We start from the raw sequence: 26,120 nt of genomic DNA, 5'->3' as shown, positions 1-26,120 counted from the left end.
ATTTCTGGGGATACCTCAGGATGAAAACTCAACTCCAATCCGAAGCCGCAGAATGCGGGCTGGCCTGTGTTGCGATGATTGCCAATCATTATGGCCATCAGCTGGATCTGACTACGCTGCGCAGCCGCTATAGCGTTTCGCTAAAAGGTGCCAATTTGCAGCAGCTGATGATATTAGCGAATCAGTTGGCGTTGGCGAGTCGGGCGTTAAAACTCGAGGTCGATGAATTAGCTAAGCTGCAAAAGCCCTGTATTTTACACTCGGAAATGAATCATTTTGTGGTGCTGACTAAAGTGCATCGCAACGGTATTACGATTCTTGACCCGGCAATCGGTGAACGCAAGGTTAGCCTGGCCGAAGTCGATAAAGCCTTTACCGGTGTCGCATTGGAATTGACGCCTACCAGCGAATTTAAGAAAGTTGATGAGCGGGTTCAGCTTCCGCTGACCGCATTCTGGAATAAAGCCAAAGGCATAGTGCCTGCACTGATTAAGCTTTTTGTCCTGTCACTGATTCTGCAAATCTTCGCACTGGCGTCGCCTTATTACACCCAACTGGTTGTGGATGAGGTGTTAGTCAGTCATGACCAACCTTTACTGGTTGTGCTGGCACTGGGCTTTGGGCTGTTGATGTTAATTCAAATCGTGGTGGGAGTACTACGCAGTTGGATCGCATTGCACCTGGGCACCATGCTGAGTATGCAGATGATCACCAATTTATTTCGCCACCTGTTACATCTACCTGCCGCTTTCTTTGAAAAACGCCATATGGGCGATATTACCTCACGGTTTGGCTCTTTGTCTGCGGTACAATCGCTGCTGACCACAAGTCTGGTCGAAGGTTTGCTTGATGGCATTATGGTGGTCATCGTCTTTGCCATGATGTACCTCTATAGCCCACAGCTAAGTTTAGTCGTGGTATTGGTAGTCATCCTGTACGCCCTGCTGCGCTGGGCTTTCTTCTGGCCGATGCGCCAGCTAACCGAGGAGAGCATCGTTGCCGGGGCAAAAGAACAAAGCGTATTTATGGAGTCAATCCGTGGCTATCAGGCGCTAAAACTCTTTGGTCAGGAAACGCAACGTTTAAATTTATGGCAGAACCGTCATGCCGAATCAGTGAATAAAGGCTACCGCCTGGCGCAATGGGGCATTGGCGCAGGGGTGGCGAATCAGTTTCTGTTTGGCATTGAAGGGATCCTGATTGTCTATCTGGCGGCCCAAGAGGTGATGGCGAGCGCAATGACTGTCGGAATGTTATTTGCTTTTATGGCTTACAAAAGCCAGTTTACCGGCAGAATGAGCAGCTTAATTGGTCTGGTGGTACAAATAAAGATGACTAAGTTACATCTGGAGCGGTTGGCGGATATCGCCTTAACGGAAAAGGAAGATACTGGTCAATTAGTAGAGATCCGGGCTATCAGCGGTAACCTTAGCGTAAAAGATCTGCAGTTTCGCTATGCCAGCAATGAACCTCTGCTGTTTAATGACCTAAATCTGGAAGTTAGAGCGGGAGAAAATATCGCCATTATCGGCCCCTCTGGTACCGGCAAAACCACCCTGCTGAAGCTGTTACTGGGTTTACTCAGTGCTGAAAGCGGTAAAATTGAGGTCGATGGCATCGAAATCAAACAGCTTGGCCTACGCCATTACCGCAGCCAAATCGCCGCCGTCATGCAGGATGACCAATTGATGTCGGGCACTTTAGCCGAGAATATCAGCTTTTTTGACCCTGAATGTCAGCTGGAACAGGTTTACGCCGCCGCGCAGCTGGCGGGGATCCATCAGGATATACTTGCGATGCCAATGGGCTATAACAGCCTGGTGGGTGATATGGGCAGTTCACTCTCCGGCGGCCAGAAGCAGCGGATTTTGCTGGCACGGGCTTTGTATCGGCAACCAAAAATTCTGTTTTTGGACGAAGCAACCAGCCATTTGGATGTGCAACTAGAGCAGTATGTGAATCAGGCAGTGCAGCAGCTGAAAATGACGCGGATTATTATTGCGCATCGTCCGCAAACGATAGCGGCCGCCGAGCGGATTTTGCTGTTAGATCAAGGCCAGCTGGTAGATATTACTGAGCAATGGCGGCAGCATCCGCATACCAACCTCTAACCGGATTGACGTACGTAAAGCTGCCGTTAGCGCTGGCCTGATTCAGACCAGCGTTTAAAAGTCGGCGCGCTTATCACGCCAGCATGGTGCCCTGCTCGTCTAATTTCTGATGCCAGGATAATGCTTCTGCTAACAAATGCGGTGTATGGCCGCCTTTGGCACAGGCGCGGTCAAAATAATCTTGCAGCGCCGCTTTATACATAGGATCGGCACAATGTTCGATAACGACTCTGGCCCGCTCCCGTGGCGCTAAACCACGTAAATCTGCCAGGCCATGTTCAGTCACCAAAATATCCACATCATGCTCGGTATGATCAACATGACTAACAAAAGGCACAACTGACGAAATAGCACCATTTTTAGCGGTGGCTTTGGTAACGAAGATAGCCAAATGCGCATTGCGGGCAAAGTCGCCGGAACCACCAATGCCGTTCATCATTTTGGTGCCACAAACGTGAGTCGAGTTCACATTGCCATAGATATCAAACTCCAGCGCGGTGTTAATCGCAATAATCCCCAAGCGACGCACTAACTCCGGGTGGTTGGAAATTTCCTGCGGCCTTAACACTAACTTATCTTTGTAGCGCTCTAAGTTCGAAAACACATCTTTATTACGCCGCTCAGACAGCGTAATAGAACTGCCAGAGGCAAATTGCAGCTTACCGGCATCCAGTAAATCGAAGGTGGAATCCTGTAACACTTCTGAGTACATCTGCAGGTTTTCAAACGACGAATTTAATAAGCCGCACATTACTGCATTGGCAATATTACCAATCCCAGCCTGCAACGGCCCCAGATTCGGAGCCAATCGCCCGGCTGCAACTTCCTGCTCAAAAAAAGCGACCAAATGTGAGGCGATTGCCGCCGTTTCTGCATCTGGCGGCGTCACTGTTGACGGAGAGTCAGTCTGTTGCGTAAAGACAATCCCGACAATTTTTGCCGGATCGATGGGGATAGCAGTGCTGCCAATCCGGTCATTCACTTTAACTAATGGCAGTGGCGTGCGGCTTGGCCGATAGCTTGGAATATAAATATCGTGCAGCCCTTCCAGATTGGCATTATGCGAGGTATTGATTTCAACAATAATCTGTTTGGCAAAGATCGCGAAACTGGCTGAATTACCGACCGAGGTCGTCGGCACAATATGGCCCTGCTCAGTGATCGCAACGGCTTCAATAACCGCCAGATCCGGCAGACGTAATTGATGATTACGCAGTTGCTCCACCGTTTCGGATAAATGCTGGTCAATAAACATCACCTGACCATTGTTAATGGCTTTGCGCAGGGTATTATCGACCTGAAATGGCATCCGTCGTGCCAGTACGCCTGCTTCTGTCAGCTTTTTATCTAAATCGTTGCCCAGCGAGGCCCCGGTCATCAGCGAGATCTTTAATGGCGAGCGCAATGCTCTCGCTGCTAATGCCGCCGGTACCGCTTTAGCTTCACCGGCACGGGTAAACCCGCTCATACCAACGGTCATACCGTCGCTAATTAATTCCGCCGCTTGCTCGGCTGACATAATTTTATCGTGAAGGGAGGTAAGTCTGATCCGCTCTAACTGCATATTCTGGGCTCCGGGCTGAAAAAAGTTGCCATTTTAGGCACAGCCCGGGCAACTGCCCAGCACAAAAACAGAAAATTAGACTTAAGTCTAACGGTCGTAGGCTACCCCTGCTCCGGCAGGCGCAGTTTATCGAACATAATACCGGCTAAAGTACGGTTATTGACGTTGAGTTTGCGTAAAATTGCCGACACATGCTGCTTGATCGTGGTTTCCTGCACCTGCATCTCGTACGCAATTTGTTTGTTTAGCAAACCATCAGCGATCATCTTTAGCACCCGGAATTGTTGTGGGGTGAGTTGCTCCAAACGCTGCGCAAAGTCGTTATCGATCAGCGGCCGGGCATTTTTTACATCATCAGATAACTCGGCTGGGATCCAACTATCGCCATTTAATACCGCATTAATCGCCTCGGACAACACATCCAAGGGTGCCGATTTTGGAATATAAGCGCCAGCACCCAGTGTTAGTGCTTGCTTAATAATTACCGGATCTTCTTCCGCTGAGACCATAACCACCGGCACATCCGGATATTCGGTGCGCAGTGCCGTCAAACCGGTAAAGCCTTCAGAGCCAGGCATTTTTAAATCAAGGAAAATCAGATGAGTATCAGGGTGTTGGCGTAACAGCGGCCAAACTTGTTGCATGGTTTGCGCTTGTAATAATAAGGCATCGCTACCCAGAATCGCAGCACAAGCCTGTGATAGGGCAACGCGGAACAGCGGGTGATCATCAGCGATAATGGCAATCATAAAATTCGTGTTGGGAGTTTTACCCAATAATGAACCGGGGCTGACGCCCCGGCAAGGTTTTTTTAGTTAAAAGCGGTAACCGACACTCAGGCTAAAGGTCCGTGGGTCAATATAGAAACCCAGTACGGAGTTATCCAACACCGGTCCGGCAAAGTTATAGCCGGCAATACGCGCTTCTTTGTTGCCCAGGTTTTTGCCCTGGAACGAGATATCCCAGTGGCCATCATTGGAGTACCAGGTAACACCTGCGTTAAACAGGGTATAACTACCGTAATCTAACAACGACGGGATTTCAAAGATTTGCGTTGCGCCGCGATGTGCCATATTACCGGTAAAGACAAGCTCACCGCTGCTGATGGCAATACTATAGGTAGCGGCCAGCGTAGCTGTCAGATCCGGCGTATTGGCAAAAGACCACAGATTAGAGACATCGATGACCTGTTGTTGGTTAGGATCGAAGAATTCCACTTCGTTAAACTTGGCATCAACATAGCCCAGGATCAGGCTTAAGTTTAGATCGCGGGTTGCAGCAAAGGTCGCTTCGATTTCAGCACCATTAATATCGGCGTTAGCGGCGTTTAATACCTGAGATGCTACTGTGACTGCGCCATTGAGTTCGACAGAACGCTGCACCGTAACCTGCATATCATCATACTTCGACATAAAGACCGCGGCATTTAAACGTAAACGTTGATCCAGCCATTCGCTCTTCATACCAAACTCAAAGGTATCTACCGTTTCTTCAGTATACGGCTTGTTAGCATCAGGGTTTACTGCCTGATTTGCCCGCATATCGAAGCCGCCTGACTTAAAGCCGTTGGTGTAGCTACCATATAACATCAGATCGCGGCTGTATTGGTACTCAACCCCCGCACGTGGCGAGAAGTGACTGAAACTGGCGCTGTCAGTAAAATCGGTTTGCACGCCAATGCGGGTGCCGCCGGTTTGCCGCGGGAATTTATAACCGCTATACACATAGCGATAAACAGAAGCATCTTTATCATCTTTGGTGTAACGGCCACCCAGAGTCAGCGACCACTTTTCGTCCAGCTGGTACGAACCCTGTGAATAGAACGCGGTGCTGTCAGTATCAACACAGCCACCGTTTTCAGTAGTGGATAAACCGTAAACCACCTGACCAAAGGCACCACAAGCCTCGCCGCTATAATAGTAAAGGCCGCTGGCAACTTTCAAACGTTCCCCCGTATACAGGAACTGTAACTCTTGCGAGGTTTGCTCGTCTTCATAAAAAGCCGGAATATCCAGGGTTGGGAAAGAAGTTGAGTCAAAATCGATATTGGTATCCGTTACACCTTCGCGCTTGGCAGTAATAGATTTAATAGTCCAGTTATCGCTAACATCCCAGGTCAGGGTTAATGCATGGCCTTTGGTCTCTACTTTATTCTCGACCGGCATACTGATGTTTGCATCATATACGCTGGTTGGCCGGGTGTCTGTTGGCGCCAGTGCGCTTGGGAACAGACGGAAACCACCTCGCGGGTTAGAGTTGTCCACCGTCTTGTCGGTAGACAGATTTAAGCGGAAATTGTCAGCCAGATTCCATTGCAGACTAAGACGACCAGAGTGCAGATCTTTGTTGTAGTTGTGGTCACCGGTATTAATAAACTTACCAAAACCATCGCGATTAAAAGACGCAAAGGCACCACTGATAAATAAAGTATCTGTTAGACCTGTTTGACCTGATACGCGTAAATCATGTTGTTTATAACTGCCCAAGGTACCACGTACCGCTAACTGCCGGTCGCCGGTCAGTGGCTTGGTCACATATTTCACCGCACCACCAATGGTATTACGGCCATACAGTGTACCCTGCGGGCCACGTAATACTTCAACCCGCTCTACGTCATACACATCCAGCGCCGCGCCTTGTGGCCGCGCCAGATACACGTCATCAATATAAATACCAACGCCAGGTTCAAAGCCCCACAGAGGGTCCTGCTGACCAATACCACGGATATAAGCGGTCAGGGTGCTGTTGGTACCGCGCGATACTTGTAAGGTGGTGTTTGGTGAATATTGCTGCACCGACGTAATATTATCGATCCCGCGTTGTGCCAGTTGCTCTTCCCCCAGAGAGGTCACTGCGACCGGCACGGTTTGAAGGTTTTCCACGGTACGGCGGGCAGTGACTTCAATCCGCTCTAGTTTCACCGCTTCGTCATCGGTGTTGGCCGTGTCCTGAGCCAGTACCGGGAAGGCTAAACAGCTACTGACAGCCAGAGCCAGCATACTGGGTTTAAGATTGCTTGCATAAGCGGCGCGATTTTTCGTCTTATTGTTGTTGGCCATACCAGGCCCTCCTGTTGGGTCGATGTGTTGCTGTCTGGTTTTTAGTTGCCGAAACATCAGTTCCGGTTTTGTTATGTTCATAGAGTAGCCGCGATTGCGGAATTATTAACCTGTACCTTAGTACTATGGCTGTCCCCGCCAGACTGTATCAGACTAGAAAAAAACAAGAACAAGGATTATCCGATGTTAAGTTTATTCGGTTTACTACTGGGCCTGGGTTTGCTGATCGTGCTGACCATGCGCGGTTTCAATTTATTTATCACCGCCCCGCTCTGTGCCTTGTTGGTGGCGCTAACCAATGGTATCCCGTTCTGGCAAGTCGCCGACAAGGTAGATTTCGTGCATGGCTATATGGCAGGCTTTTCCGGCTTTGTTGCGGCCTGGTTCTTAATGTTTCTGCTTGGTTCCTTGTTCGGCAAACTGATGGAACATACTGGCGCTGCCGATGCGGTGGCACTGGCGATTGTCAAACGATTGGGGCACACCCGGGCAGTACTGGCCATTGTGTTGGCCTGTGCAGTGTTGACCTATGGTGGCGTCAGCTTATTTGTGGTGGCATTTTCGGCCTACCCGATGGCAGTCAGCTTATTTAAAGGCGCCAATCTGCCACGACGCTTTATTCCGGCGGCACTGGCGCTTGGCTCAGTTACCTTTACCATGACCTCGGCCGGATCACCGGAGATCCAAAACTGGATCCCTATCCCCTATTTAGGCACTACACCCTACGCCGGCTGGGAAGTCAGTTTAGTGGTAGCGGCTTTTATGGCAGTCGGTGGCTACTACGCCTTGATGTGGATGATTAAAAGCGCCGTTGCCAGGGGCGAACATTTTATCGCCCGTCCGACCGATCCGGAATTAAGTGATAAACCGTTGCCGCACTGGCTGACTGGCTTGATCCCACTGTTAGTGGTTTTGGTTACGTCTTTTCTGCTGCATGACAGTTTACAACAAGCCGCGCTGATTATTGCACTGGCGGGCGGCGTCGTTAGCCTGTATTTGCTGAACTTCCGCTTTTTGCATAACCCGGCGGCCGCCACCAACGAAGGGGTACTGGGTGCGCTACTGGCCATCGGTAATACCGCCGCCGTGGTCGGCTTTGGTGGCGTAGCTAAACTGACTCCGGCCTTTAGTCAGGTGGTAGATTATATGACGCATCTGCCCGGCCCGGAGTTAATTGGTGCCGCCGTTGCGGTTAGCGCCATTGCCGGCCTGACGGGCTCTGCCTCTGGTGGCCAGGTTATCGCACTGCCGGAAATTGCTCCGACCTACCTGGATCGAGGTGTCGATGCCGAGCAATTACACCGGGTGGTGGCGATTTCATCTGGTGCGCTGGATTCCCTGCCGCATAACGGTTATGTCGTGACCACTATCCGTGCTATCTGTGGCGAGAGTCACCAAAACGCCTACTGGCCGGTGGCGGTAGTCAGCGTGCTGATGCCCCTACTCGGCGTTGCGCTGGCGATTCTGTTATTTCAATGGTTTTAATGGAGTAAATTGATGACTGCACTGTGCCGCGTTCTGGCCGCGCTGTTCCTGCTATTAAGTCCGCTGTTAAGCTATGGCGAAACACTGCTGGTTCAAAAGCAAGCCTTTGAAATCGCCGACTTTACCACCCAGTCAGGCAAAACGATCAGCCCGGTACGGGTTGGCTGGGAGGCTTACGGCACGCTGAATGCTGACAAATCGAACGCCATCCTAATTACCCACTTTTTCTCGGGTACCTCCCATGCTGCCGGCAAATATCAGCCGGAAGATGCGGTAGCCGGTTATTGGGATGCCATTATTGGCCCGGGTAAAGCGATTGATACTAATAAGTTTTATGTAATCAGCGTCGATACCCTCGTTAACGCCAATGTGTTTGATCCCAATGTGATTACCACTGGCCCGGCAACCATTAACCCCGCCACGGGCAAACCCTGGGGGCTGAGTTTCCCGGTGGTGACTATTGCCGATTTTGTCGAAGTACAGCGCCAGCTGCTAGACAGCCTGGGGATCCAGAAATTACACGCAGTTATTGGCGCCTCGATGGGCTCCTTTCAGGCGATTGAATGGGCGGTTCGTTATCCGGAGCGGGTTGAACGGCTGATCCCGGTGATTGGCAGTGCCTATCTGGATGCCTGGGCCGCAGTGCGCTTAGAGCGCTGGGCCTATCCTATTAAGCAGGATCCGGCCTGGCGTGACGGGAACTACTATGAGCATGGCCAACCACGGCAGGGGTTAACCACGGCGGTCGCCTATATTACTCAGGATGCGCTCTATCCCACAGCTTTTAATCAGCGCTATCCAGCACCAGCCAGTGATGCAGCGCCACATCAGGATATCCGTGCTCCCTTTTCAGCCTGGCAGCAGCTGATGACGCAGGCGGCGGAGCGCAGCAAACTGCAGGATGCCAACCATATTCTGTATCTGGTACGCGCCTCGCAATTGTATCGTGCTGGTATGGGTGATAACTGGCAACAAGCGCTGCAACAGGTTAAAGCGAAAACGCTGTTCCTGCCAGCCAGCGGCGACCAGTTGCTGCTACCGACGATGTCGCAGCACAGTGCCGCTGCGATGCCACAGGCGGCACAGGTGCAATATGCTGAGATCCCCGGTGACTATGGGCATCTGGACGGCGTCTTTAATATTCAGGCGGTGAGTGCCAAGATCGCAGCTTTTCTGAACTAACCCTCAGCTGCAACTTCGATGCTGAGATAATTTTTCTTCCTGGCGGTGCGGCTTGGCTTAGCGCACCTTTTTTTCAGTTTAAACCACTGACCGCGCCGAGGGTGCGCGGAAACAGCACCAGGTGATCCAGCTCCAGCCGGATGCCAATTTGCTCGCCAATGGCATGGTTATGATGGCTTAACGCCAGACAATACACCAACTCGCCGCCACTCAACGCCAGCGTATACAGGATATGTGAGCCACGAAAGGCTTTATCAACAACGGTTGCCTGAATCTGGCTTTCATCATCATGCACAATATCATCCGGCCGGATCAGCACATCGACCTGGTCACCGGTTCGCACATCTGGCAGGTAGCGTTGGCGGAAAATCCCCAGACAGGTTTCTACCTGCTGCTCATCCAGCATCACGCCGGGTAACATCACGCCGCGACCAACAAAATCAGCGACAAAACGACTGGCCGGGCGGTGATACAGCTCATAAGGCGTCGCCCATTGCTGTAGCTGACCATGTTGCATCACGCCAATCATATCAGCCATGGCAAAGGCCTCAAACTGATCATGGGTCACCAGCACCGCGGTGATTTGCAGTTGTTTTAAAATCTTGCGGATATCCCGCGCCAGCACTTCCCGAAACTCGGCATCTAAACTGGAGAAGGGTTCATCCAGTAGCAATACCTTTGGCTCTGGTGCCAGCGCCCGCGCCAGTGCTACCCGTTGTTGCTGGCCACCGGATAACTGATGAATATAGCGTTGCCCCAGATCAGGTAAGCCAACCAGTTGTAGTAACTGCTTTACCTTGGCGGCTTTTTGCGCCTTGCTATGCTGCTGTAATCCAAAGCTGATATTGTCAGCCACCGTTAAATGCGGAAACAACGCAAAATCCTGAAACACCATGCCGACTTTGCGCTGCTCGGGCGCTTGCTGCTGTAAAGCGGTACTGACCGCTTGCCCTTGCAAACGGATTTGACCATTTTGCGGCGCTTCAAAACCGGCAATCGCCCGTAAAATGGTGGTTTTACCGCAGCCTGAGGGCCCGACTAAACAACCAATCTGCCCCTCAGCCAGCGACAGAGTAATATCTTTCACCACGGTATGCGGGCCATAAGCGATGGCCAACTGCTCTAATGCCAACATTAATCTGTTCCTCGCATCCGACGCTCGGTGGAGCGCGCCAGTAAAATCACCGGCAATAAACCGACCAGTACGATGGCCAGTGCCGGTAACGCCGCATCTGCCAGACGTTCATCCGACGCCAGCTCATGAGCCCGCACCGCCAGCGTATTAAAATTAAACGGGCGCAAAATCAGGGTCGCCGGTAACTCTTTTAACACATCGACAAACACCAGCAACAGCGCGGTTAGCACACTGCCGCTAAGTAACGGCACATGCACCCGGCGCAGTACCTGTAACGGACTCAGCCCCATCGAGCGTGCCGCATTATCCATATTCGGTTTAATCCGTTCCAGTCCGGCTTCAATGCCGTGCAGTGATACGGCTAAAAACCGCACGCTGTAAGCCAGTAACAACGCCAACAGGGTACCGGAGAGCAGTAAACCGGTGCGCACGCCAAACCACTGCTCCGCCAGTAAATCGACATTACGGTCGAACCAGGCCAGTGGAATCATCACACCAATGGCGATAACGGTACCTGGTACGGCATAACCCAGCGCCGCCAGTTGTACCGGTAAGCGAACGACCGGATCGCGACGTAAACGTTTAGCGTACGCAAAGAGTAATGCCAACACTACCGATAGCACTGCCGCCAGTGCTGCCAGCGAAAAGCTATTCCATACCAACTGCCAGAAGCTGTCATTCAGGGTGCGTTGCCAGTTAGCCAGTGCCCAGCTTAATAAACGCCAGGCGGGCAAAATAAAGCCCAGTAATACTGGCAGTAAACATAACAGCAGTAAGCCAAGCTGACGCAGCGGCCCGACTGTTCTCAACGCAGCAGCGCTATGTTTTTGCCCCTGATAGTAATAACGAACCTTACGCCTCGACCATTTCTCCAGTAACAGTAAAAATAACACGAAGCTGGTCAGCAGCGCCGCCAGTTGCGCTGCCGCCTGGGCACTACCCATACCAAACCAGGTGCGGAAAATACCGGTGGTAAAGGTCGGTACGCCAAAATACTGCACTGTGCCATAGTCGGCAAAGGCTTCCATCATTGCCAGCGCCATGCCGGTTAAAATGGCCGGCCGGGCCAGCGGCAAAGCCACCCTCCAGAAATGCTGCCGCGGTGTCATACCAAGCGTACGGCTGGCTTCCAGTAAAGACGCCGATTGTTCAGCAAAGGCGTTGCGCGCCAGCATATAAACATAGGGATAAAGTACCAGTGCCAGCATCAGAATAGCGCCGCCGAGTGAGCGTATTTCCGGAAACCAGTAATCACCGTACGACCAGCCAAACCAGGAACGGAGTTGACTTTGTACCGGGCCGGCAAAATCCAGCATCCCGGTATAGGTGTAAGCAATAATATAGGCCGGCATCGCCAGTGGCAGCAGCAACAGCCATTGCAGGTAGCGGCGGCCAATAAATTGATACTGACTAATCAGCCAGGCGCTGCCGGTACCAATGAACAGTGCACCCAGACCGGTACCACCGGCCAGCAGCAAAGAATTAAGCACATAATCGGCCAGCACCGTTTGTCGTAAATGCCGCCAAATCTCGGTTTGCGGCTCCAGCCAACTGGCGAGAATGATAATAACAGGTAGGGCTAATAGCAGAGCGGGCAGTAACACTGCCCAGCGCCAACGATCAAACAATAACGATTTCAGCAAGGGGTAAATCCCCCTTGCTGCTGCGGCTCAGCGTTACCGCCAGCCAGCACGATCCATAACGCGGATTGCCTCGGCATTGAGTTCACCTAACTGCTCCAGCTCTAAATTGTCTGCTTTAAAGGTGCCAAAACCTTCGAGAAGCGTGCTGATTTTCACATCAGCGCGGATTGGATATTCATGGTTCGCTTCAGCATACCAGTGTTGCGCTGCCGGCTGTACCATATATTCCAGCAATTTTACCGCATTCTGCTTGTTTGGCGCAAAAGTCGCCACACCAGCACCGGAAATATTGATATGCGCGCCGTTACCCTGCTGATCCGGCCAGAACACTTTGACTTTAGACGCTGCGGCCTGTTCAGCCGGGTCAGCCAGCATACCAGCCAGGTAGTAAGTATTTGCTAAGGCGATATCACACACCCCGGCTGCCGCCGCTTTAATCTGATCGCGGTCGCCACCACGTGGTGGCTGGGCAAAATTGGCAACCAGACCCTTTGCCCAGGCTTCTGCCGCTGCTGCGCCATCATGGGCGATTAACGAGGCAACATGTGACTGGTTATAGACATTATTGGATGAACGCACACAAATCTTGCCTTTCCACTTCGGATCAGCCAGATCTGCCATGGTTGATAACTGCTTAGGATCAACCTTACCTTCAACATACATAATAGGCCGGGCGCGCACGGTCAGGCCATACCAGACGCCAGCCGGATCACGCAGATTAGCCGGGATCTGTTGCTGTAAGGTGTCAGAAGATACGGCCTGCAATACGCCTTGCTGCTTGGCGCGGGCTAAACGGCCGACATCGGTGGTTAACAGCACATCGGCCGGGCTGTTGCGGCCCTCGCTGCTGATGCGGGTGATCAGTTCATCGGCATTACCGGTGATTAAATTAACCTTGATCCCGGTTTCGGCAGTAAATTTGTCCAGCAACGGCTTGATTAACTCTTCCTGTCGGGCAGAGTAAACATTCACTTCAGCCGCAAAAGCAGCACTGGTATGTAGGGCACAGGATGCCAGGCTAGCGGCAACCAATAACAGCATTTTATTCAGTTTCATCACAGCTCCGCAGTAGGTAATAACGATTGCGCACATCTAAACATAAACAAGAACAATTCTCAATAAGAAACTTTGCGCTGTCGCAACTTTTCTGCTGATTTACCTGGCCCAAGCGGTGAATTACAGCTACCTTAAATAAGATAAGTCTAAATTGGAGCTAGATATGCAAGCGAATGTTGGCGGTATTGATAAAGTCTTACGCATTATTGTTGGTGTGGTGTTGATTGCGGCAGCTGCCACCGGGATGATTGGCTGGTGGGGTTGGCTGGGCGCGATCCCGCTGCTGACCGGGTTATTTAATTTCTGCCCAGCTTATACTCTGCTTGGCATTAAAACCTGTAAGCTGCCGAGGGCGGGTTGACGCCCTACCCCCTAAACCTGTCGTTATGGGCTTTAAAATCCGGTATCTGGCGCTGGTAGTCCTGCTGGTACAAACTGGAATGGATAATAAAGTCTGCGGTGGCGATATTACAGGCCACCGGAATATTCCAGACCACGGCCAGCCGGATTAACGCCTTAACATCCGGGTCGTGCGGCTGCGATGACAGCGGATCCCAGAAAAAGATCAGCCAGTCGATTTGTTGCTCGGCAATTAAAGCGCCGATTTGCTGGTCTCCGCCGAGCGGACCACTGGCCAGGCACTGCACCTGCTGTTGTAAGCGCTCACTAATCAGTTTGCCGGTGGTGCCGGTTGCTACCAGCTTCTTATCCGCAAAAAACTGCCGGTGCCGGTCGATCCAATCCAGTAAAGCGGCCTTTTTGCCATCATGCGCGACCAGCGCTATGGTTTTCATCTTGAACCCTTTCCTCTTCTAACCCGATATCCCTGACCTTACACCCAAAAAAAAGCCCCGACAAGCGGGGCAAAACAACCAAGGTCCACGTATAACATCATTATTGGTCAGGTGTCAGGCGGCACACTGTGTCTGGCCTGACGACCTGTAACCACATCATTCTTTGCGCGCTGGCTTAATTTGCCTCAACAATGCGTTTCATTGCTGTCATATAGCCGCGTAATTTTTTACCTACCACTTCCACCGGATGCTGGCGGATGGCTTCATTGACGGCAATCAGCTTCAGGTTATCGACACCATTCTGACTGCTGCTTAAGCCCTTACCGATATATTCACTGCTTAAACTATTTACCTTATCGCGCAGTAAAGGTACGGCGGCATGAGCAAACAGGTAGTTACCGTACTCCGCCGTATCCGAAATCACCACGTTCATTTCATACAAACGCTTACGGGCGATGGTATTGGCAATCAGTGGCGTTTCGTGCAGCGACTCATAGTAAGCCGACTCTTCGATAATGCCGGCATCGACCATGGTTTCAAAGGCCAGCTCGACTCCGGCTTTTACCATCGCCACCAACAGGATGCCACGGTCAAAGTATTCCTGTTCGCTGATCTGCTCGCTGGATACCGGCGCCTGTTCAAAGCCCGAGTCACGGGTTTGCTCACGCCAGGTCAGCAGGTTTTTATCATCATTAGCCCAATCTGCCATCATAGTACGGGAGAATTCGCCGCTGATAATGTCGTCCATATGTTTTTCAAACAGCGGACGTAAGGTGCCTTTTAACTCTTCTGCCAGATCATAGGCTTTAATCTTGGCCGGATTGCTCAGCCGGTCCATCATATTGGTGATGCCGCCGTGCTTTAAGGCTTCGGTTACGGTTTCCCAGCCATACTGAATCAGTTTGGCGGCATAACCGGCTTCCATCCCATCGGCAACCATCTTGTCAAAGGCCAGAATCGCGCCGGTTTGCAGCATGCCACACAGAATGGTCTGCTCGCCCATCAAATCGGATTTTACTTCGGCAACAAAGGACGACTCCAATACCCCGGCCCGATCACCACCTGTCGCTGAAGCGTAGGCTTTGGCAATTTCCAGCCCCTGACCTTTAGGATCGTTCTCCGGATGCACTGCTATTAAGGTCGGTACGCCGAAGCCACGCTTATATTCTTCCCGTACTTCGGTGCCAGGACACTTAGGGGCCACCATTATCACCGTAATATCAGGCCGGATCTGCTTACCCTCTTCGACAATGTTAAAGCCGTGCGAGTAAGCCAGGGTCGCGCCCTGCTTCATCAGCGGCATAATGGCATCCACTACGCTGCTATGCTGCTTATCCGGGGTCAGGTTTAATACCAGATCGGCACCCGGAATTAACTGCTGATAAGTGCCGACAGTAAAGCCATTGCTACTGGCTTTCTGGTACGAAGCCCGCTTTTCGGCGATGGCTTCATCACGCAGCGCATAGCTGATGTTTAACCCTGAGTCGCGCATATTCAAGCCCTGATTCAGGCCCTGCGCGCCACAACCGACGATCACAATATTCCAATCTTTGATAAAGCTGCAGCCGTTAGCAAACTCAGCTTTGTCCATAAAGCGGCACTGGCCTAACTGGCGTAACTGCTGGCGTAAATTTAAGGTATTAAAGTAATTGCTCATCGTCAGTTCCAACATTCGTGCTGTGGCTGTTGCCAACAGGAGCAGCGGGTTTTTCATCAGGGATGCGCTGCTTTGATGAAAGCAGTCTATAACGCGACTTTTATTGCGTGAAGTGATATATTTTCAATACTGTATTTCATATTCTGCAATAAAGATGGATATCCGTAGCGCACAATTGTTTTTACATCTGGCCAGCAGCCTGAATTATGCCCGTACCAGCGAGCAGATGTTTGTTAGCCCTTCCACCCTAACCCGGGTGATCCAACGGCTGGAAGAAGAGCTCGGCAGCAGCCTATTTGAACGCGATAACCGAACGGTGAAACTGACCACGGCAGGCAGCCGCTTTCAACGCTTTGTAAGGCTGTGGCTGGATGAATGGCATCAGTTGCAACTGGACCTACAGCTGGCCAGCAGTGAGCTGGCGGGTACGCTGCGGATTTACTGTACTGTTACCGCCAGCTACAGCCATTTGCCGGCCTTACTCGATAAATTCCGGCTACAATGTCCGAAAGCGGAAATCCAGCTCACTACCGGTGATGCTTCCCTGGCGATTGACCGTATCAGGCATGATGAGGCTGACGTCGCCATTGCCGCCCGGCCAGAGCAATTGCCAGCCAATATGTACTTCCAGAGTATTGCCAGCCTGGCGGTACATCTAATTGCACCGGTGATCCCGTGCCGGGTTAATGATTTACTGGCACAGCAACCGATTAACTGGGACGACATCCCGATGATCTTGCCGGAGCATGGCCCGGCGCGTAGTCGCTTTGATGACTGGTTAAAACAAAAAGGAATTCGCCCGGCGGTGGTGGCGAAGGTCGATGGCCATGAAGCGCTGGTGTCAATGGTTGCTCTGGGTAGTGGTGTAACCATAGTACCGGATCCGGTGTTACAACACAGTCCGGTGCGAGAGCGGGTCAGAGTGCTCGATGCGGGATATCAGTACCAGCCTTTTGATCTGGGTATCTGTATGTTGAGCAAACGCACACAGGAGCCATTAATTCAGCACTTCTGGCAATTAGCACAGAAAAACTGAGTCAGTAAAGCCGGTGCTACCGGCTTTACTGTTCACCTAGGGCGTGTTATTTCACTACTTTGAGGTGGCTGCCACGTCCGGGCTTAGGTGGCTCGGGTGGTAAGTCTTCCGGCGCCGCATCAGACACAAAATCCTGATCATCCTCTTCGTCTTCTTCCAACGTAAAGACGGTACCGGCGCCGTTTTCACGGGCGTAGATTGCCAGTACTGCTTTTACCGGAATAGACAGTGCAAAAGGTTGCCCCCCAAAACGGGCATTAAAGGTGACTAAATCATTCCCCAACTGCAAATTGCCAATAGCGGAAGGCAAAATATTCAGCACAATCTGGCCATTCTGGACAAATTGCTGCGGTACCTTTACCGCCGGATAGGTTGCATCAACCACCAGATAGGGTGTGCATTTGTTATCGACTATCCAGTCATAAAAGGCCCGTAACAAATAAGGGCGGTTGGCTGTCATCTTTTGCATCAGAGCGGGATCCCCTTACGGATTTCGCGCTCAGCATCAGTCAACGATGCTTGAAAGGCATCACGCTCAAAAATCCGGTTCATATAGGCCTTTAGCTGTTTGCTGCCAGTACCGTTTAGCTCTATGCCCAGTAACGGCAAGCGCCACAGCAGAGCAGCCATATAGCAGTCGACTAAACCAAATTCCTCACTCATAAAGAAAGGCGCTTCGCTGAACAGTGGCGCAATCGACAATAGGCCTTCTTTTAACTCCTGGCGGGCAATCGCCGCTTCGTCGTCACCCTGTAGAATTTTCTCTGCCAGGCTGTACCAGTCATGCTTGATGCGGTACATCATTAAGCGAGCCTGGCCACGGGCAACCGGATATACCGGCATTAAAGGTGGATGCGGAAAGCGCTCGTCCAGATACTCCATAATAATATCGGCTTGATACAGCGCCAGCTCACGATCCAACAGCGTCGGCAAACTGCCGTATGGGTTTACTTCATAGAGATCTTCCGGCACGTTGTCCGGTGTTACCTGAAGAATATCAACCGTGACGCCTTTCTCCGCTAACACAATGCGGACCTGATGGCTGAACATATCATCAACAGCAGAAAATAATGTCATCACAGGGCGTTTATTGGCAATGATCGCCATCTATTCCTCCGGTTCAGTTAAAACGGCAAAGGGGGCACTAGGGCCCCCGAAAAATAACTTATTTTAAATCAGCTGATTAATGAACATCTTTCCAATATTCTTTCTTCAGCAGGTACGCCAGCACGAAGAAGATTAACAGGAAGATCAATACCTTGATCCCCAGTGAATGCGATTCCAGCTTGCTTGGCTCACCGGTATAGACCATATAGTTTACCAGATCGGCTACCGCACGGTCATATTCTTCCGGGCTTAATTCACCTGAACCATCGGTACGGATACCGACATAAACTTCTTTGGACTCACCATCTACCAGGCGGGTTTCATAAGCCTGATAAGGTACACCTTGTAACTCTTGCAATACGTGTGGCATACCGACTAATGGGAATACTTTATTGTTGACGCCAAAAGGCCGGCTATCATCAACATAGAAGGTCCGTAAGTAAGTATATAACCAGTCTGCACCACGCACCCGGGCTACGTTGGTCAAATCCGGAGGTAAAACACCAAAGGAATTGGCCGCGTAATCGGCAGGCATCGAGTTGGTGATATGATCACCGACTTTTTCACCGGTAAACATCAGGTTTTCCATACCAATATCTTCTGGAATACCTAAATCTCTAAAGGTACGCGAGTAACGCTGATACTGCATTTGGTGACAGCCCAGACAGTAGTTCTGGAACAGTTTGGCACCATTTTGCAGTGACGCCTTGTCGTGGAGATCAATCGGCGCCTTGTCCAGTGGAATGCTCGGGCCGGCTGCCATTGCCAGCGACGACGCTAACAATGCAACAGCTGAAAGTAACTTTTTCATCATCAGGTTAACCTCACTGGCAGTGGTTTGGTTTTCTCATTTTTACTGTATAACCACAGCAAACCGAAGAACGCGAAGTAAGTGAATGAGAAGATTTGTGACAGTAACGCATAGGTTGGCGTTGCTGGTAACACGCCCAGTACACCTAATACAACGAAACTGATACAGAACATCACCAGGTTCCAGCGGTGCAGTTCACAACGGTAACGCACAGAACGCACCTTGCCACGGTCAATCCACGGTAATAACGCCAGCGCAATTATCGCAGCAAACATCGCAATAGCACCCAATAATGGATCCGGAATTGCCCGTAAGATGGCGTAGAACGGTGTGAAATACCAAACCGGCGCAATATGGTCTGGGGTCTTCATCGGGTTAGCAATTTCAAAGTTTGGTGGCTCAAGGAAGAAACCGCCGCCCTCAGGTACGAAGAAGATCACAAAGGCAAAGACTAACAGGAAGCCGGCCACACCGACTAAATCTTTTACTGTGTAGTACGGGTGGAATGGAATGGCATCCACAATCACCTTTTTACCGCCACGGGTGAAATATTGATGGAAGGTAAATTTCTTATCGGCCTCAGTCAGCTCAACGCTACCGTCGTTATCGCGTTTAATGTCGATACCATCCGGATTGTTCGAACCCACTTCATGCAGCGCCATAATGTGCAGGAATACCAGAATCACCAGCACCAGCGGCAGGGCAATAACGTGCAGTGCAAAGAAACGGTTTAAGGTAGCACCAGAGATAACATAGTCACCACGGATCCACAGTGTTAAATCATCACCGATAAAGGGGATAACACCGAAGATCGAGATAATTACCTGCGCGCCCCAGAACGACATCTGCCCCCAAGGCAACATATAACCCATAAAGGCTTCAGCCATCAGCACCAGGAAAATCAGCATACCGAAAATCCACAGCAGTTCGCGTGGTTTCTGGTAAGAACCGTACATCATGCCGCGCAGCATATGCAGATATACAACAACAAAGAAGGCAGAAGCACCGGTAGAGTGCATATAGCGCAGCAACCAGCCGTATTCGACATCACGCATGATGTATTCGATAGAGGCAAAAGCGCCCTCAGCTGAAGGCTCATAGCTCATCGTCAGCCAAATACCGGTAACGATTTGGTTTACCAGCACTAACATCGCCAAAGAGCCGAAGAAATACCAGAAGTTAAAGTTTTTTGGTGCCGGATACTGCATGACATGCAGATTCATCTTATCCGTAAAGGGTAAGCGGTACTCAATCCAGCTCATCAGATTTTTAAACATCAGACGGCCCCTTCATCTTCACCGATCAGCACGGTGTTATCATCGATAAACATATAAGGCGGGATGACCAGGTTGGATGGTGCCGGTACGTTTTGAAATACCCGGCCGGCCATATCAAAGCGCGAACCATGACACGGACAGAAGAAACCAGAGCGGATACCTTCAACCTGAGCGGCGAAATCACTTGGCAGATAAGTCGGTGAACAACCCAGGTGGGTACAAATGCCTACTGCGACAAAGATTTCCGGTTTAATCGAACGGTGACGATTTTGGGCATAACCGGGTTGTTGCGGCTCTTCAGAGCCTGGATCACGTAACCGGTTTTCGGTATCAGCCAGCTGGGCCAGCATTTCCTCAGTCCGTTTTACAATCCACACCGGGCGACCACGCCACTCAACACGGATTAACTGCCCGTCTTCGAGTTTGCTGATGTCTGCACTAACAGCAGCACCGGCTTGCTTGGCCCTTTCACTCGGATTCCAGGACGCAATAAAGGGCACAGCAGCTCCTATGGCACCAACGCCCCCCACAACAGAGGTTGCGATGGTTAGGAAGCGACGGCGACCATGATCTACAGGCGCATTGCTCATCCACTCATCTCCACATTGAAACGCTTAAATGATTAAAAATTAAGCGGCTGAAATTCAGCAATTATTATAATTACAAAAATATTGACGATCATAATGAAAAGCCTTGCATTGCACAAGGATTAAGGCAGCCGAAAGCCTAATATCTTAGTCTGATTTTCGTTACAGTGCCGCGGAAAAATGACGCAAGCGAAAATTGCAGGTCAAAAAAAAGCCCGGTAAAACCGGGCCTTTGGCAATACTGTCCAGCTTAACGCTTCGAGTACTGTGGACGCTTACGTGCTTTACGCAGACCCACTTTCTTACGTTCAACCTGACGAGCATCACGGGTAACGAAACCGGCTTTACGCAGAGCTGGACGCAGTGACTCGTCAAACTCCATCAGCGCACGGGTAATACCGTGACGGATAGCGCCAGCCTGACCAGAAATACCACCACCTTTAACAGTGATGTACAGGTCAAACTTTTCTACCATCTCAACCAGTTCTAACGGCTGTCTAACTACCATGCAGGCAGTTTCACGGCCGAAGTACTCTTTCAGGCCACGTTGGTTAACAACGATATTACCTGAACCAGCTTTTAAGAAGACACGGGCCGTTGAGCTTTTACGACGACCAGTTCCGTAGTATTGATTCTGTGCCATGTTATGCTCCGATTAAATATCTAAAACTTGCGGTTGCTGAGCAGCATGTTGATGCTCTGCGCCAGCGTAAACTTTTAACTTACGGAACATAGCGCGACCCAGTGGGCCTTTTGGCAACATACCTTTGATAGCTGACTCCAGCACCATTTCAGGTTTTTTGGCGATCAGTTTCTCGAAGTTGATTTCCTTGATACCACCTGGGAAACCGGTATGCGAGTAATACATTTTAGCCTGGGCTTTGTTACCAGTAACAGCCACTTTTTCAGCATTGATCACGATGATGTAATCACCGGTATCAACGTGCGGCGTGTATTCCGGCTTGTGCTTGCCGCGTAAACGTGATGCGATTTCAGTTGCGATACGACCTAAAGTTTTGCCGTTTGCATCAACAACGTACCAGTCGCGTTTTACGCTTTCTGGCTTTGCAGTAAAAGTTTTCATTAAACTCATTCCAAAATAACTAAAGTTACACCTGACAAAGTGCAGGGCTGATGCACAGTGTCGTTATCGCACCCCTTCGAATGCAAAAACTGCCGGGCTAACGGCAGTATAAAGGCTGTAACGTTGGCCGGGCGCGGATTATATCTTAAACAATTGCAGAAATCAGCAGTCTTCGCTGAAAAATTTTTTAGGGTAAATGCTCACTTGCCAGATAGTCATGTGACTGCATTTCCTGCAGACGGCTGATACAACGTTTGAACTCAAAACTGAGTAAACCGCCCTGATACAGCTGCTCCAGCGGCACCGCAGCCGAAATGATTAACTTAACGTGCCGCTCGTAAAACTCGTCGACCAGCGCAATAAAGCGCCGCGCGACATCGTCGTTATGCTGGCCCATCGCCTGCACACCTGATAACAACACTGTATGATATAGCTTACTCAGCTCCATATAGTCGTATTGACTGCGGGCAGTTTCACACAGCTCATAAAAACTAAACCAAACGATCCCATCGGCTTCGGCTTGCGTATGTAATTTACGGTTGGCCACTTCAATGCTGACCTTGTGCTGACGCGGCTCGACCGACAGCGCCAAAAAGTATTGCTCCAGATTTTGGTCGGCTTGTGTATCCAGCGGATAGTGGTAAATCTCCGCTTGCTCCAGCGTCCGTAGCCGGTAATCAATGCCACTGTCGACATTCACCACCTTGGTGTAGCGTTTGATTAATTCGATTGCCGGCAAAAAGCGGGCACGCTGCAAGCCATTCCGATATAAGCCATCCGGCTCAATGTTGGAAGTAGCAACTAAGGTGATGCCACGGGCAAACAGCGCTTGCATCAGAGTGCCCAGAATCATCGCATCGGTAATGTCGGAGACAAAAAACTCATCAAAACAAATAATGTCGGTTTGCGCTTTAAAATTATCCGCCACTTTTTCCAGCGGATCACTGACGCTCTTCAGCTGCTTTAACTCTTCATGTACCCGGTGCATAAAACGGTGGAAATGCACGCGCAGCTTGCGGTTGCCAGGCAGACATTCATAAAAGGTATCGACCAGATAGGTTTTCCCGCGCCCCACACCACCCCAGAAGTATAAGCCGAGCAAGGGCTGCGGCGATACCACTTTACCGCTTAACCGTTGCCATAAACTGGGTTTATGCTGCGGGCGTTTAATGTAATCGTCAAACAAGCGCTGCAGCTGTTTAACAGCATCTTCCTGGGCAGCGTCATAGTGAAAGTCAGCACGTTTGAGGTCTTGCTGATATTTTTCCAGTGGTGTCATAAGCTTTTACTTGAAACTCTGCTGGTTAACCTCGAATTAAGGTTCATAATATTAACATGCCTTACCACCTTGCATAAGAAGTTAGGGTAGACTAAGCGCAGTTTTTCATTTGAAGGAGTTAACATGGACTTTTCGATGTCTCTGGTATGGTTTGTCGTTGGCTTGGCGGTTGGTGCCGTAATCAGCCGTTTGATTAGTATTAAGCAGTTTAGCCAAAGTAAGCTGCAGCTGGAACTAGACGAAAGCCGCAAACAGCTCTCGCAATACCGGCAGGATGTGTCCGAACATCTGGAAACCACCAACCAATTGATGACTCAGCTGCAGGACAATTACGCCCGTATTGCCAAACATGTACAGCAATCCAAAATGCAGTTAGTCGAGCAGCCGGTCAGTCAGCGCGACGAAATTAATTTCTTTTCGGAAGATACCAGCCGTCAGCTTAAGCAATCTCTGCATCAATTAGACGAGCGCCGTCGCCAGCACTCAGTACCAGACCAGCAGCCACGGGATTATTCCGGCGAAGCCAGCGGTCTGATTAAAGAACGCCCGCGTAAAGAGGATTAACAAAGGCTTACAATTTTTCAGCGCATCATTTCAGAACTTTTTTTTCTTTATTAGCTCTTAGTCATACGCTTGTATAAGGAGACTATTACGCGATGAATAAAAAACTTTCTTTGCTTAGCGCTGCAGTGTTAGCAGCCATGATGTTAGCTCCAGCCGCCCCGGTGCAGGCGGGCTTGCCATTTTTTAGTAACAATAATCAGCAGGAAATGCCATCCCTGGCGCCGATGCTGGAAAACGCTACGCCGGCTGTAGTTTATATTTCTGTGGCCGGCAGTCGTGAAGTACGGCAGCGGGTGCCGGAAGCCTTCCGGCAGTTTTTTGGCCAGCGCGGCCCGGGTGAACTGCGCGAAGAGCGTCCGTTTCGCGGTTTGGGCTCTGGCGTCATTATTGACGCCGCCAAGGGCTATATCGTTACCAATAACCATGTGGTGCAGGATGCCACCGAAATCCAGGTACGGTTAAAAGATGGCCGTACTTTTAGCGCGAAAAAGCTTGGCGCCGATCCGGATAGTGATATTGCCCTGCTGCAAATCGAAGCCAAAGATTTGGTGCAGTTGCCTTTAGCCGACTCAGACAAGCTTAGAGTGGGCGATTATGCTATCGCCATTGGTAACCCTTTTGGGCTGGAGCAAACTGTCACCTCCGGTATTATCAGCTCATTGGGTCGCAGCGGCCTGAATAGCGGCGAAGCCTTTGAAGACTTTATTCAAACCGATGCGGCCATTAACAGCGGCAACTCTGGTGGCGCCTTGGTGAATTTGCGCGGTGAGCTGATCGGTATCAATACCGCTATTCTGGGGCCGAATGGCGGTAATATTGGTATTGGCTTTGCCATTCCCAGCAATATGATGAAAAACCTGGTGGATCAGATTGTCGAGTTCGGTGAAGTGCGCCGCGGTAGTCTGGGCGTACGCGGTAATGACGTTAACGCTGAACTGACCAAAGCACTGAACCTTAATGTTAGCCGTGGCGCCTTTGTTGGCGAAGTATTACCAGATAGTGCTGCCGCCAAAGCCGGTCTGCAATCAGGTGATGTCATTGTCAGCATGAACGGTAACCGTATTCAAAGCTTTAACGAACTGCGCGCGAAGATTGCAACACTGGGCGCAGGCCGCGAGGCTACGCTGGGTGTGCTGCGCGATGGCAAGGAGCGCAATATTAAAGTGCAACTACAGGAAGCCACTGGCAGTCAGGTTGCCGCTACCGAGTTACATCCGATGTTACGGGGTGCAACGCTAAACAACACAGACCGCGGTATCGAAGTGACTGAGGTCGAGGCTAACTCTGGGGCGGCGATGCTTGGCTTGCGCCAGGGCGATCTGATTGTTGGCGTTAACCGCCAGCGCGTCAGTAACCTGAATGAGCTGCGCCGTTTGCTGGAGCAACGCGACGGTGGTGTTGCGGCGCTTAATATTCAGCGTGGCGATACATTGCTCTATATCCTGATCCGTTAAGATCCTACCGGGCAACAGTAGCTTAGCGCTACTGTCTGCCCGCGTTTAATGCTATGCTTGCGCAATCCGTTCTGCTATAGAATCAGCATAGTGCGCACTGTCTTGTTGTTTACGCTAAAAAGTATTGCTTATGGCCTGGCTTTGGCTTTTGTTCTGGTATGGTTTTTTCCTAACCTTACCGGCGTGACTTTACCTTTTGCGCCCAATAGCGCCGAAGAGCAAACACCCGCCCCGGTGTCTTACAACAGAGCAGTGCGTCGTGCCGGCCCGGCGGTAGTGAACGTCTATACCCGCAGCCGCATCGTCGATCCCCGCTCGTTACGCCCGCGCACTATTGAGCGGCAGGAGTTAGGCTCTGGCGTCATTATGTCTGCCGAAGGCTATATCCTGACCAATTATCACGTGGTCTATGGCGCTGAACATATCGAAGTCGCACTGCAGGATGGCCGTTGGCTGGAAGCCGTACTGATTGGCCAGGATGAACTCTCTGATCTGGCAGTATTGTATGTGCAAGCCGATAACTTACCGGTGATTCCACAAGATCCGGAAATTGAACCTCAGGTCGGTGACTTAGTGCTGGCGATTGGTAACCCGTTAAATCTCGGACAAACCATTACCCAGGGTATTATCAGTGCCAACGGTAACACCGGGCTGAGTTCCCGCGGCTATCCCGACTTTATGCGAATGGATGCTGCCATTAATAAAGGTAATTCCGGCGGCGCTTTAGTTAATAGCAATGGCGTTTTGGTCGGCATTAATGCGGCCGCGTTCCAGGTGCAGAATCAGGATATTCAGGGCATTTTCTTTGCTGTACCTTATCAGCTTGCCCGAAATATTATGCAAAAGCTGATTAAATACGGTCGGGTCACGCGCAGCTATCTGGGCGTGTCCGGTGAAGCGGTGGTTAATGCCGCCGGCGATCGTCTCTTTTCTACCGGACAAGCCCTGTATGGTTTATTGCTGACCGAGGTTGTCGCCGGCGGGCCTGCCGCTATCGCCGGCTTACAGAGTGGCGATATTATTCTGGAGATCGCTGGCCAGCAATTTAGCGATATGCAACAAGCAATGAATTTTATCGCTGAAACCGCACCCGATACTGAACTGCCCATTACTATCGATCGCAGCGGCCAACGGCTGACCATCCCCACTATAGTGCGCGAACAGCGCCGGCGTTAAGCTTTTAATTACAATAAGCAAAAATAAACCCAGCACGACGGCCTGTCTCTTGATCACAA

24 protein-coding genes are annotated in these 26,120 nt (G+C 50.8%); 8 read left to right on the top strand and 16 right to left on the bottom strand.

From position 1 onward, the window contains the following. The first annotated feature begins 20 nt into the window (after positions 1–20). On the top strand, positions 21–2,111 hold the full coding sequence (locus tag AAY72_RS08040) for a peptidase domain-containing ABC transporter (protein ID WP_057786652.1): 2,091 nt from the start codon (positions 21–23) through the stop codon (positions 2,109–2,111). Positions 2,112–2,184: 73 nt separating this feature from the next. On the opposite strand, the gene AAY72_RS08035 is transcribed toward AAY72_RS08040, so the two are convergent. The 3 genes from AAY72_RS08035 to AAY72_RS08025 all read right to left on the bottom strand — a co-directional run bounded on the left by AAY72_RS08035 (position 2,185) and on the right by AAY72_RS08025 (position 6,734). After that, on the bottom strand, positions 2,185–3,675 hold the full coding sequence (locus AAY72_RS08035; RefSeq protein WP_057786651.1) for an acetyl-CoA hydrolase/transferase family protein: 1,491 nt from the start codon (positions 3,673–3,675) through the stop codon (positions 2,185–2,187). A 101-nt stretch (positions 3,676–3,776) separates the two neighbouring features. Continuing rightward, the gene (locus AAY72_RS08030; protein ID WP_057786650.1) at positions 3,777–4,424 is read right to left on the bottom strand and encodes a response regulator transcription factor; all 648 of its coding nucleotides are present in this window, start codon (positions 4,422–4,424) and stop codon (positions 3,777–3,779) included. A gap of 66 nt (positions 4,425–4,490) precedes the next feature. Next, complete coding sequence (locus AAY72_RS08025; protein WP_057786649.1) at positions 4,491–6,734, bottom strand: TonB-dependent receptor; 2,244 nt, start codon at positions 6,732–6,734, stop codon at positions 4,491–4,493. A 183-nt stretch (positions 6,735–6,917) separates the two neighbouring features. Between AAY72_RS08025 and AAY72_RS08020 the strand changes: the two genes are divergently transcribed. Then, the gene (locus AAY72_RS08020) at positions 6,918–8,219 is read left to right on the top strand and encodes a GntP family permease (protein ID WP_008984584.1); all 1,302 of its coding nucleotides are present in this window, start codon (positions 6,918–6,920) and stop codon (positions 8,217–8,219) included. A gap of 12 nt (positions 8,220–8,231) precedes the next feature. After that, positions 8,232–9,401: a homoserine O-acetyltransferase gene (locus tag AAY72_RS08015; protein ID WP_057786648.1), complete on the top strand. Its 1,170-nt coding sequence runs from the start codon at positions 8,232–8,234 to the stop codon at positions 9,399–9,401. A 73-nt stretch (positions 9,402–9,474) separates the two neighbouring features. On the opposite strand, the gene AAY72_RS08010 is transcribed toward AAY72_RS08015, so the two are convergent. Genes AAY72_RS08010 through AAY72_RS08000 form a run of 3 tightly spaced genes read right to left on the bottom strand, consistent with a single transcriptional unit; the run spans position 9,475 to position 13,235 of the window. Next, positions 9,475–10,536 carry an ABC transporter ATP-binding protein gene (locus AAY72_RS08010; RefSeq protein WP_057786647.1) on the bottom strand — a complete coding sequence of 354 codons (1,062 nt, stop codon included), beginning with the start codon at positions 10,534–10,536 and terminating at the stop codon, positions 9,475–9,477. Further along, on the bottom strand, positions 10,536–12,179 hold the full coding sequence (locus AAY72_RS08005) for an iron ABC transporter permease (RefSeq protein ID WP_057786646.1): 1,644 nt from the start codon (positions 12,177–12,179) through the stop codon (positions 10,536–10,538). Before AAY72_RS08005 ends, AAY72_RS08010 begins: the two co-directional genes overlap by 1 nt. Positions 12,180–12,212: 33 nt before the next feature. Continuing rightward, complete coding sequence (locus tag AAY72_RS08000; protein ID WP_057786645.1) at positions 12,213–13,235, bottom strand: Fe(3+) ABC transporter substrate-binding protein; 1,023 nt, start codon at positions 13,233–13,235, stop codon at positions 12,213–12,215. A 163-nt stretch (positions 13,236–13,398) separates the two neighbouring features. Here AAY72_RS08000 and AAY72_RS07995 point away from each other — a divergent pair, with 163 nt between their 5' ends. Further along, positions 13,399–13,596 (top strand): DUF2892 domain-containing protein, encoded by a 198-nt coding sequence (locus tag AAY72_RS07995; RefSeq protein WP_057786643.1) that lies wholly within the window; start codon positions 13,399–13,401, stop codon positions 13,594–13,596. 4 nt (positions 13,597–13,600) lie between these two features. Here AAY72_RS07995 and AAY72_RS07990 read toward each other — a convergent pair whose 3' ends face one another. Further along, positions 13,601–14,029 carry a methylglyoxal synthase gene (locus AAY72_RS07990; RefSeq protein WP_057786641.1) on the bottom strand — a complete coding sequence of 143 codons (429 nt, stop codon included), beginning with the start codon at positions 14,027–14,029 and terminating at the stop codon, positions 13,601–13,603. Between the two features lie 175 nt (positions 14,030–14,204). Next, positions 14,205–15,686 (bottom strand): ketol-acid reductoisomerase, encoded by a 1,482-nt coding sequence (ilvC, locus tag AAY72_RS07985; protein ID WP_008984602.1) that lies wholly within the window; start codon positions 15,684–15,686, stop codon positions 14,205–14,207. 154 nt (positions 15,687–15,840) lie between these two features. On the opposite strand from ilvC, the gene ilvY reads away from it, so the two are divergent. Then, positions 15,841–16,722 carry an HTH-type transcriptional activator IlvY gene (gene ilvY, locus AAY72_RS07980; protein ID WP_057786640.1) on the top strand — a complete coding sequence of 294 codons (882 nt, stop codon included), beginning with the start codon at positions 15,841–15,843 and terminating at the stop codon, positions 16,720–16,722. 46 nt (positions 16,723–16,768) lie between these two features. Here the strand turns inward: ilvY and AAY72_RS07975 are convergent, their stop codons facing one another. From AAY72_RS07975 to zapE, 8 genes are all read right to left on the bottom strand, one after another. After that, positions 16,769–17,182, bottom strand: coding sequence for a ClpXP protease specificity-enhancing factor (locus tag AAY72_RS07975; RefSeq protein WP_040291758.1), 414 nt, complete (start codon positions 17,180–17,182; stop codon positions 16,769–16,771). 8 nt (positions 17,183–17,190) lie between these two features. Continuing rightward, positions 17,191–17,829, bottom strand: a complete 639-nt coding sequence (gene sspA / locus AAY72_RS07970) for a stringent starvation protein SspA (protein WP_008984605.1) — start codon at positions 17,827–17,829, stop codon at positions 17,191–17,193. A gap of 76 nt (positions 17,830–17,905) precedes the next feature. Then, positions 17,906–18,640: a cytochrome c1 gene (locus AAY72_RS07965; protein WP_057786653.1), complete on the bottom strand. Its 735-nt coding sequence runs from the start codon at positions 18,638–18,640 to the stop codon at positions 17,906–17,908. Positions 18,641–18,642: 2 nt separating this feature from the next. Beyond that, positions 18,643–19,917 (bottom strand): cytochrome bc complex cytochrome b subunit, encoded by a 1,275-nt coding sequence (locus AAY72_RS07960; RefSeq protein WP_008984607.1) that lies wholly within the window; start codon positions 19,915–19,917, stop codon positions 18,643–18,645. Further along, positions 19,917–20,507, bottom strand: coding sequence for a ubiquinol-cytochrome c reductase iron-sulfur subunit (gene petA / locus AAY72_RS07955; protein ID WP_008984608.1), 591 nt, complete (start codon positions 20,505–20,507; stop codon positions 19,917–19,919). The genes AAY72_RS07960 and petA overlap by 1 nt, the downstream gene beginning before the upstream one ends. A 247-nt stretch (positions 20,508–20,754) precedes the next feature. Further along, positions 20,755–21,147 carry a 30S ribosomal protein S9 gene (gene rpsI, locus AAY72_RS07950; RefSeq protein WP_008984609.1) on the bottom strand — a complete coding sequence of 131 codons (393 nt, stop codon included), beginning with the start codon at positions 21,145–21,147 and terminating at the stop codon, positions 20,755–20,757. 12 nt (positions 21,148–21,159) lie between these two features. Then, complete coding sequence (gene rplM, locus AAY72_RS07945) at positions 21,160–21,588, bottom strand: 50S ribosomal protein L13 (protein ID WP_008984610.1); 429 nt, start codon at positions 21,586–21,588, stop codon at positions 21,160–21,162. A gap of 187 nt (positions 21,589–21,775) precedes the next feature. Next, positions 21,776–22,867 carry a cell division protein ZapE gene (gene zapE / locus AAY72_RS07940; RefSeq protein WP_057786637.1) on the bottom strand — a complete coding sequence of 364 codons (1,092 nt, stop codon included), beginning with the start codon at positions 22,865–22,867 and terminating at the stop codon, positions 21,776–21,778. Positions 22,868–22,990: 123 nt separating this feature from the next. Between zapE and AAY72_RS07935 the strand changes: the two genes are divergently transcribed. From AAY72_RS07935 to AAY72_RS07925, 3 genes are all read left to right on the top strand, one after another. After that, positions 22,991–23,431: a YhcB family protein gene (locus tag AAY72_RS07935; RefSeq protein WP_057786636.1), complete on the top strand. Its 441-nt coding sequence runs from the start codon at positions 22,991–22,993 to the stop codon at positions 23,429–23,431. Positions 23,432–23,523: 92 nt separating this feature from the next. After that, complete coding sequence (locus AAY72_RS07930) at positions 23,524–24,885, top strand: Do family serine endopeptidase (RefSeq protein ID WP_008984613.1); 1,362 nt, start codon at positions 23,524–23,526, stop codon at positions 24,883–24,885. A 90-nt stretch (positions 24,886–24,975) separates the two neighbouring features. Continuing rightward, positions 24,976–26,061, top strand: coding sequence for a trypsin-like peptidase domain-containing protein (locus tag AAY72_RS07925; protein WP_057786634.1), 1,086 nt, complete (start codon positions 24,976–24,978; stop codon positions 26,059–26,061). Positions 26,062–26,120: the final 59 nt, after the last annotated feature.

Source organism: Alishewanella sp. WH16-1 (assembly GCF_001441695.1).
GTDB lineage: Bacteria > Pseudomonadota > Gammaproteobacteria > Enterobacterales > Alteromonadaceae > Alishewanella > Alishewanella agri.
Note: the sequence above shows the minus strand (reverse complement) of the source record. Positions and strands in the feature narration are given on the sequence as shown.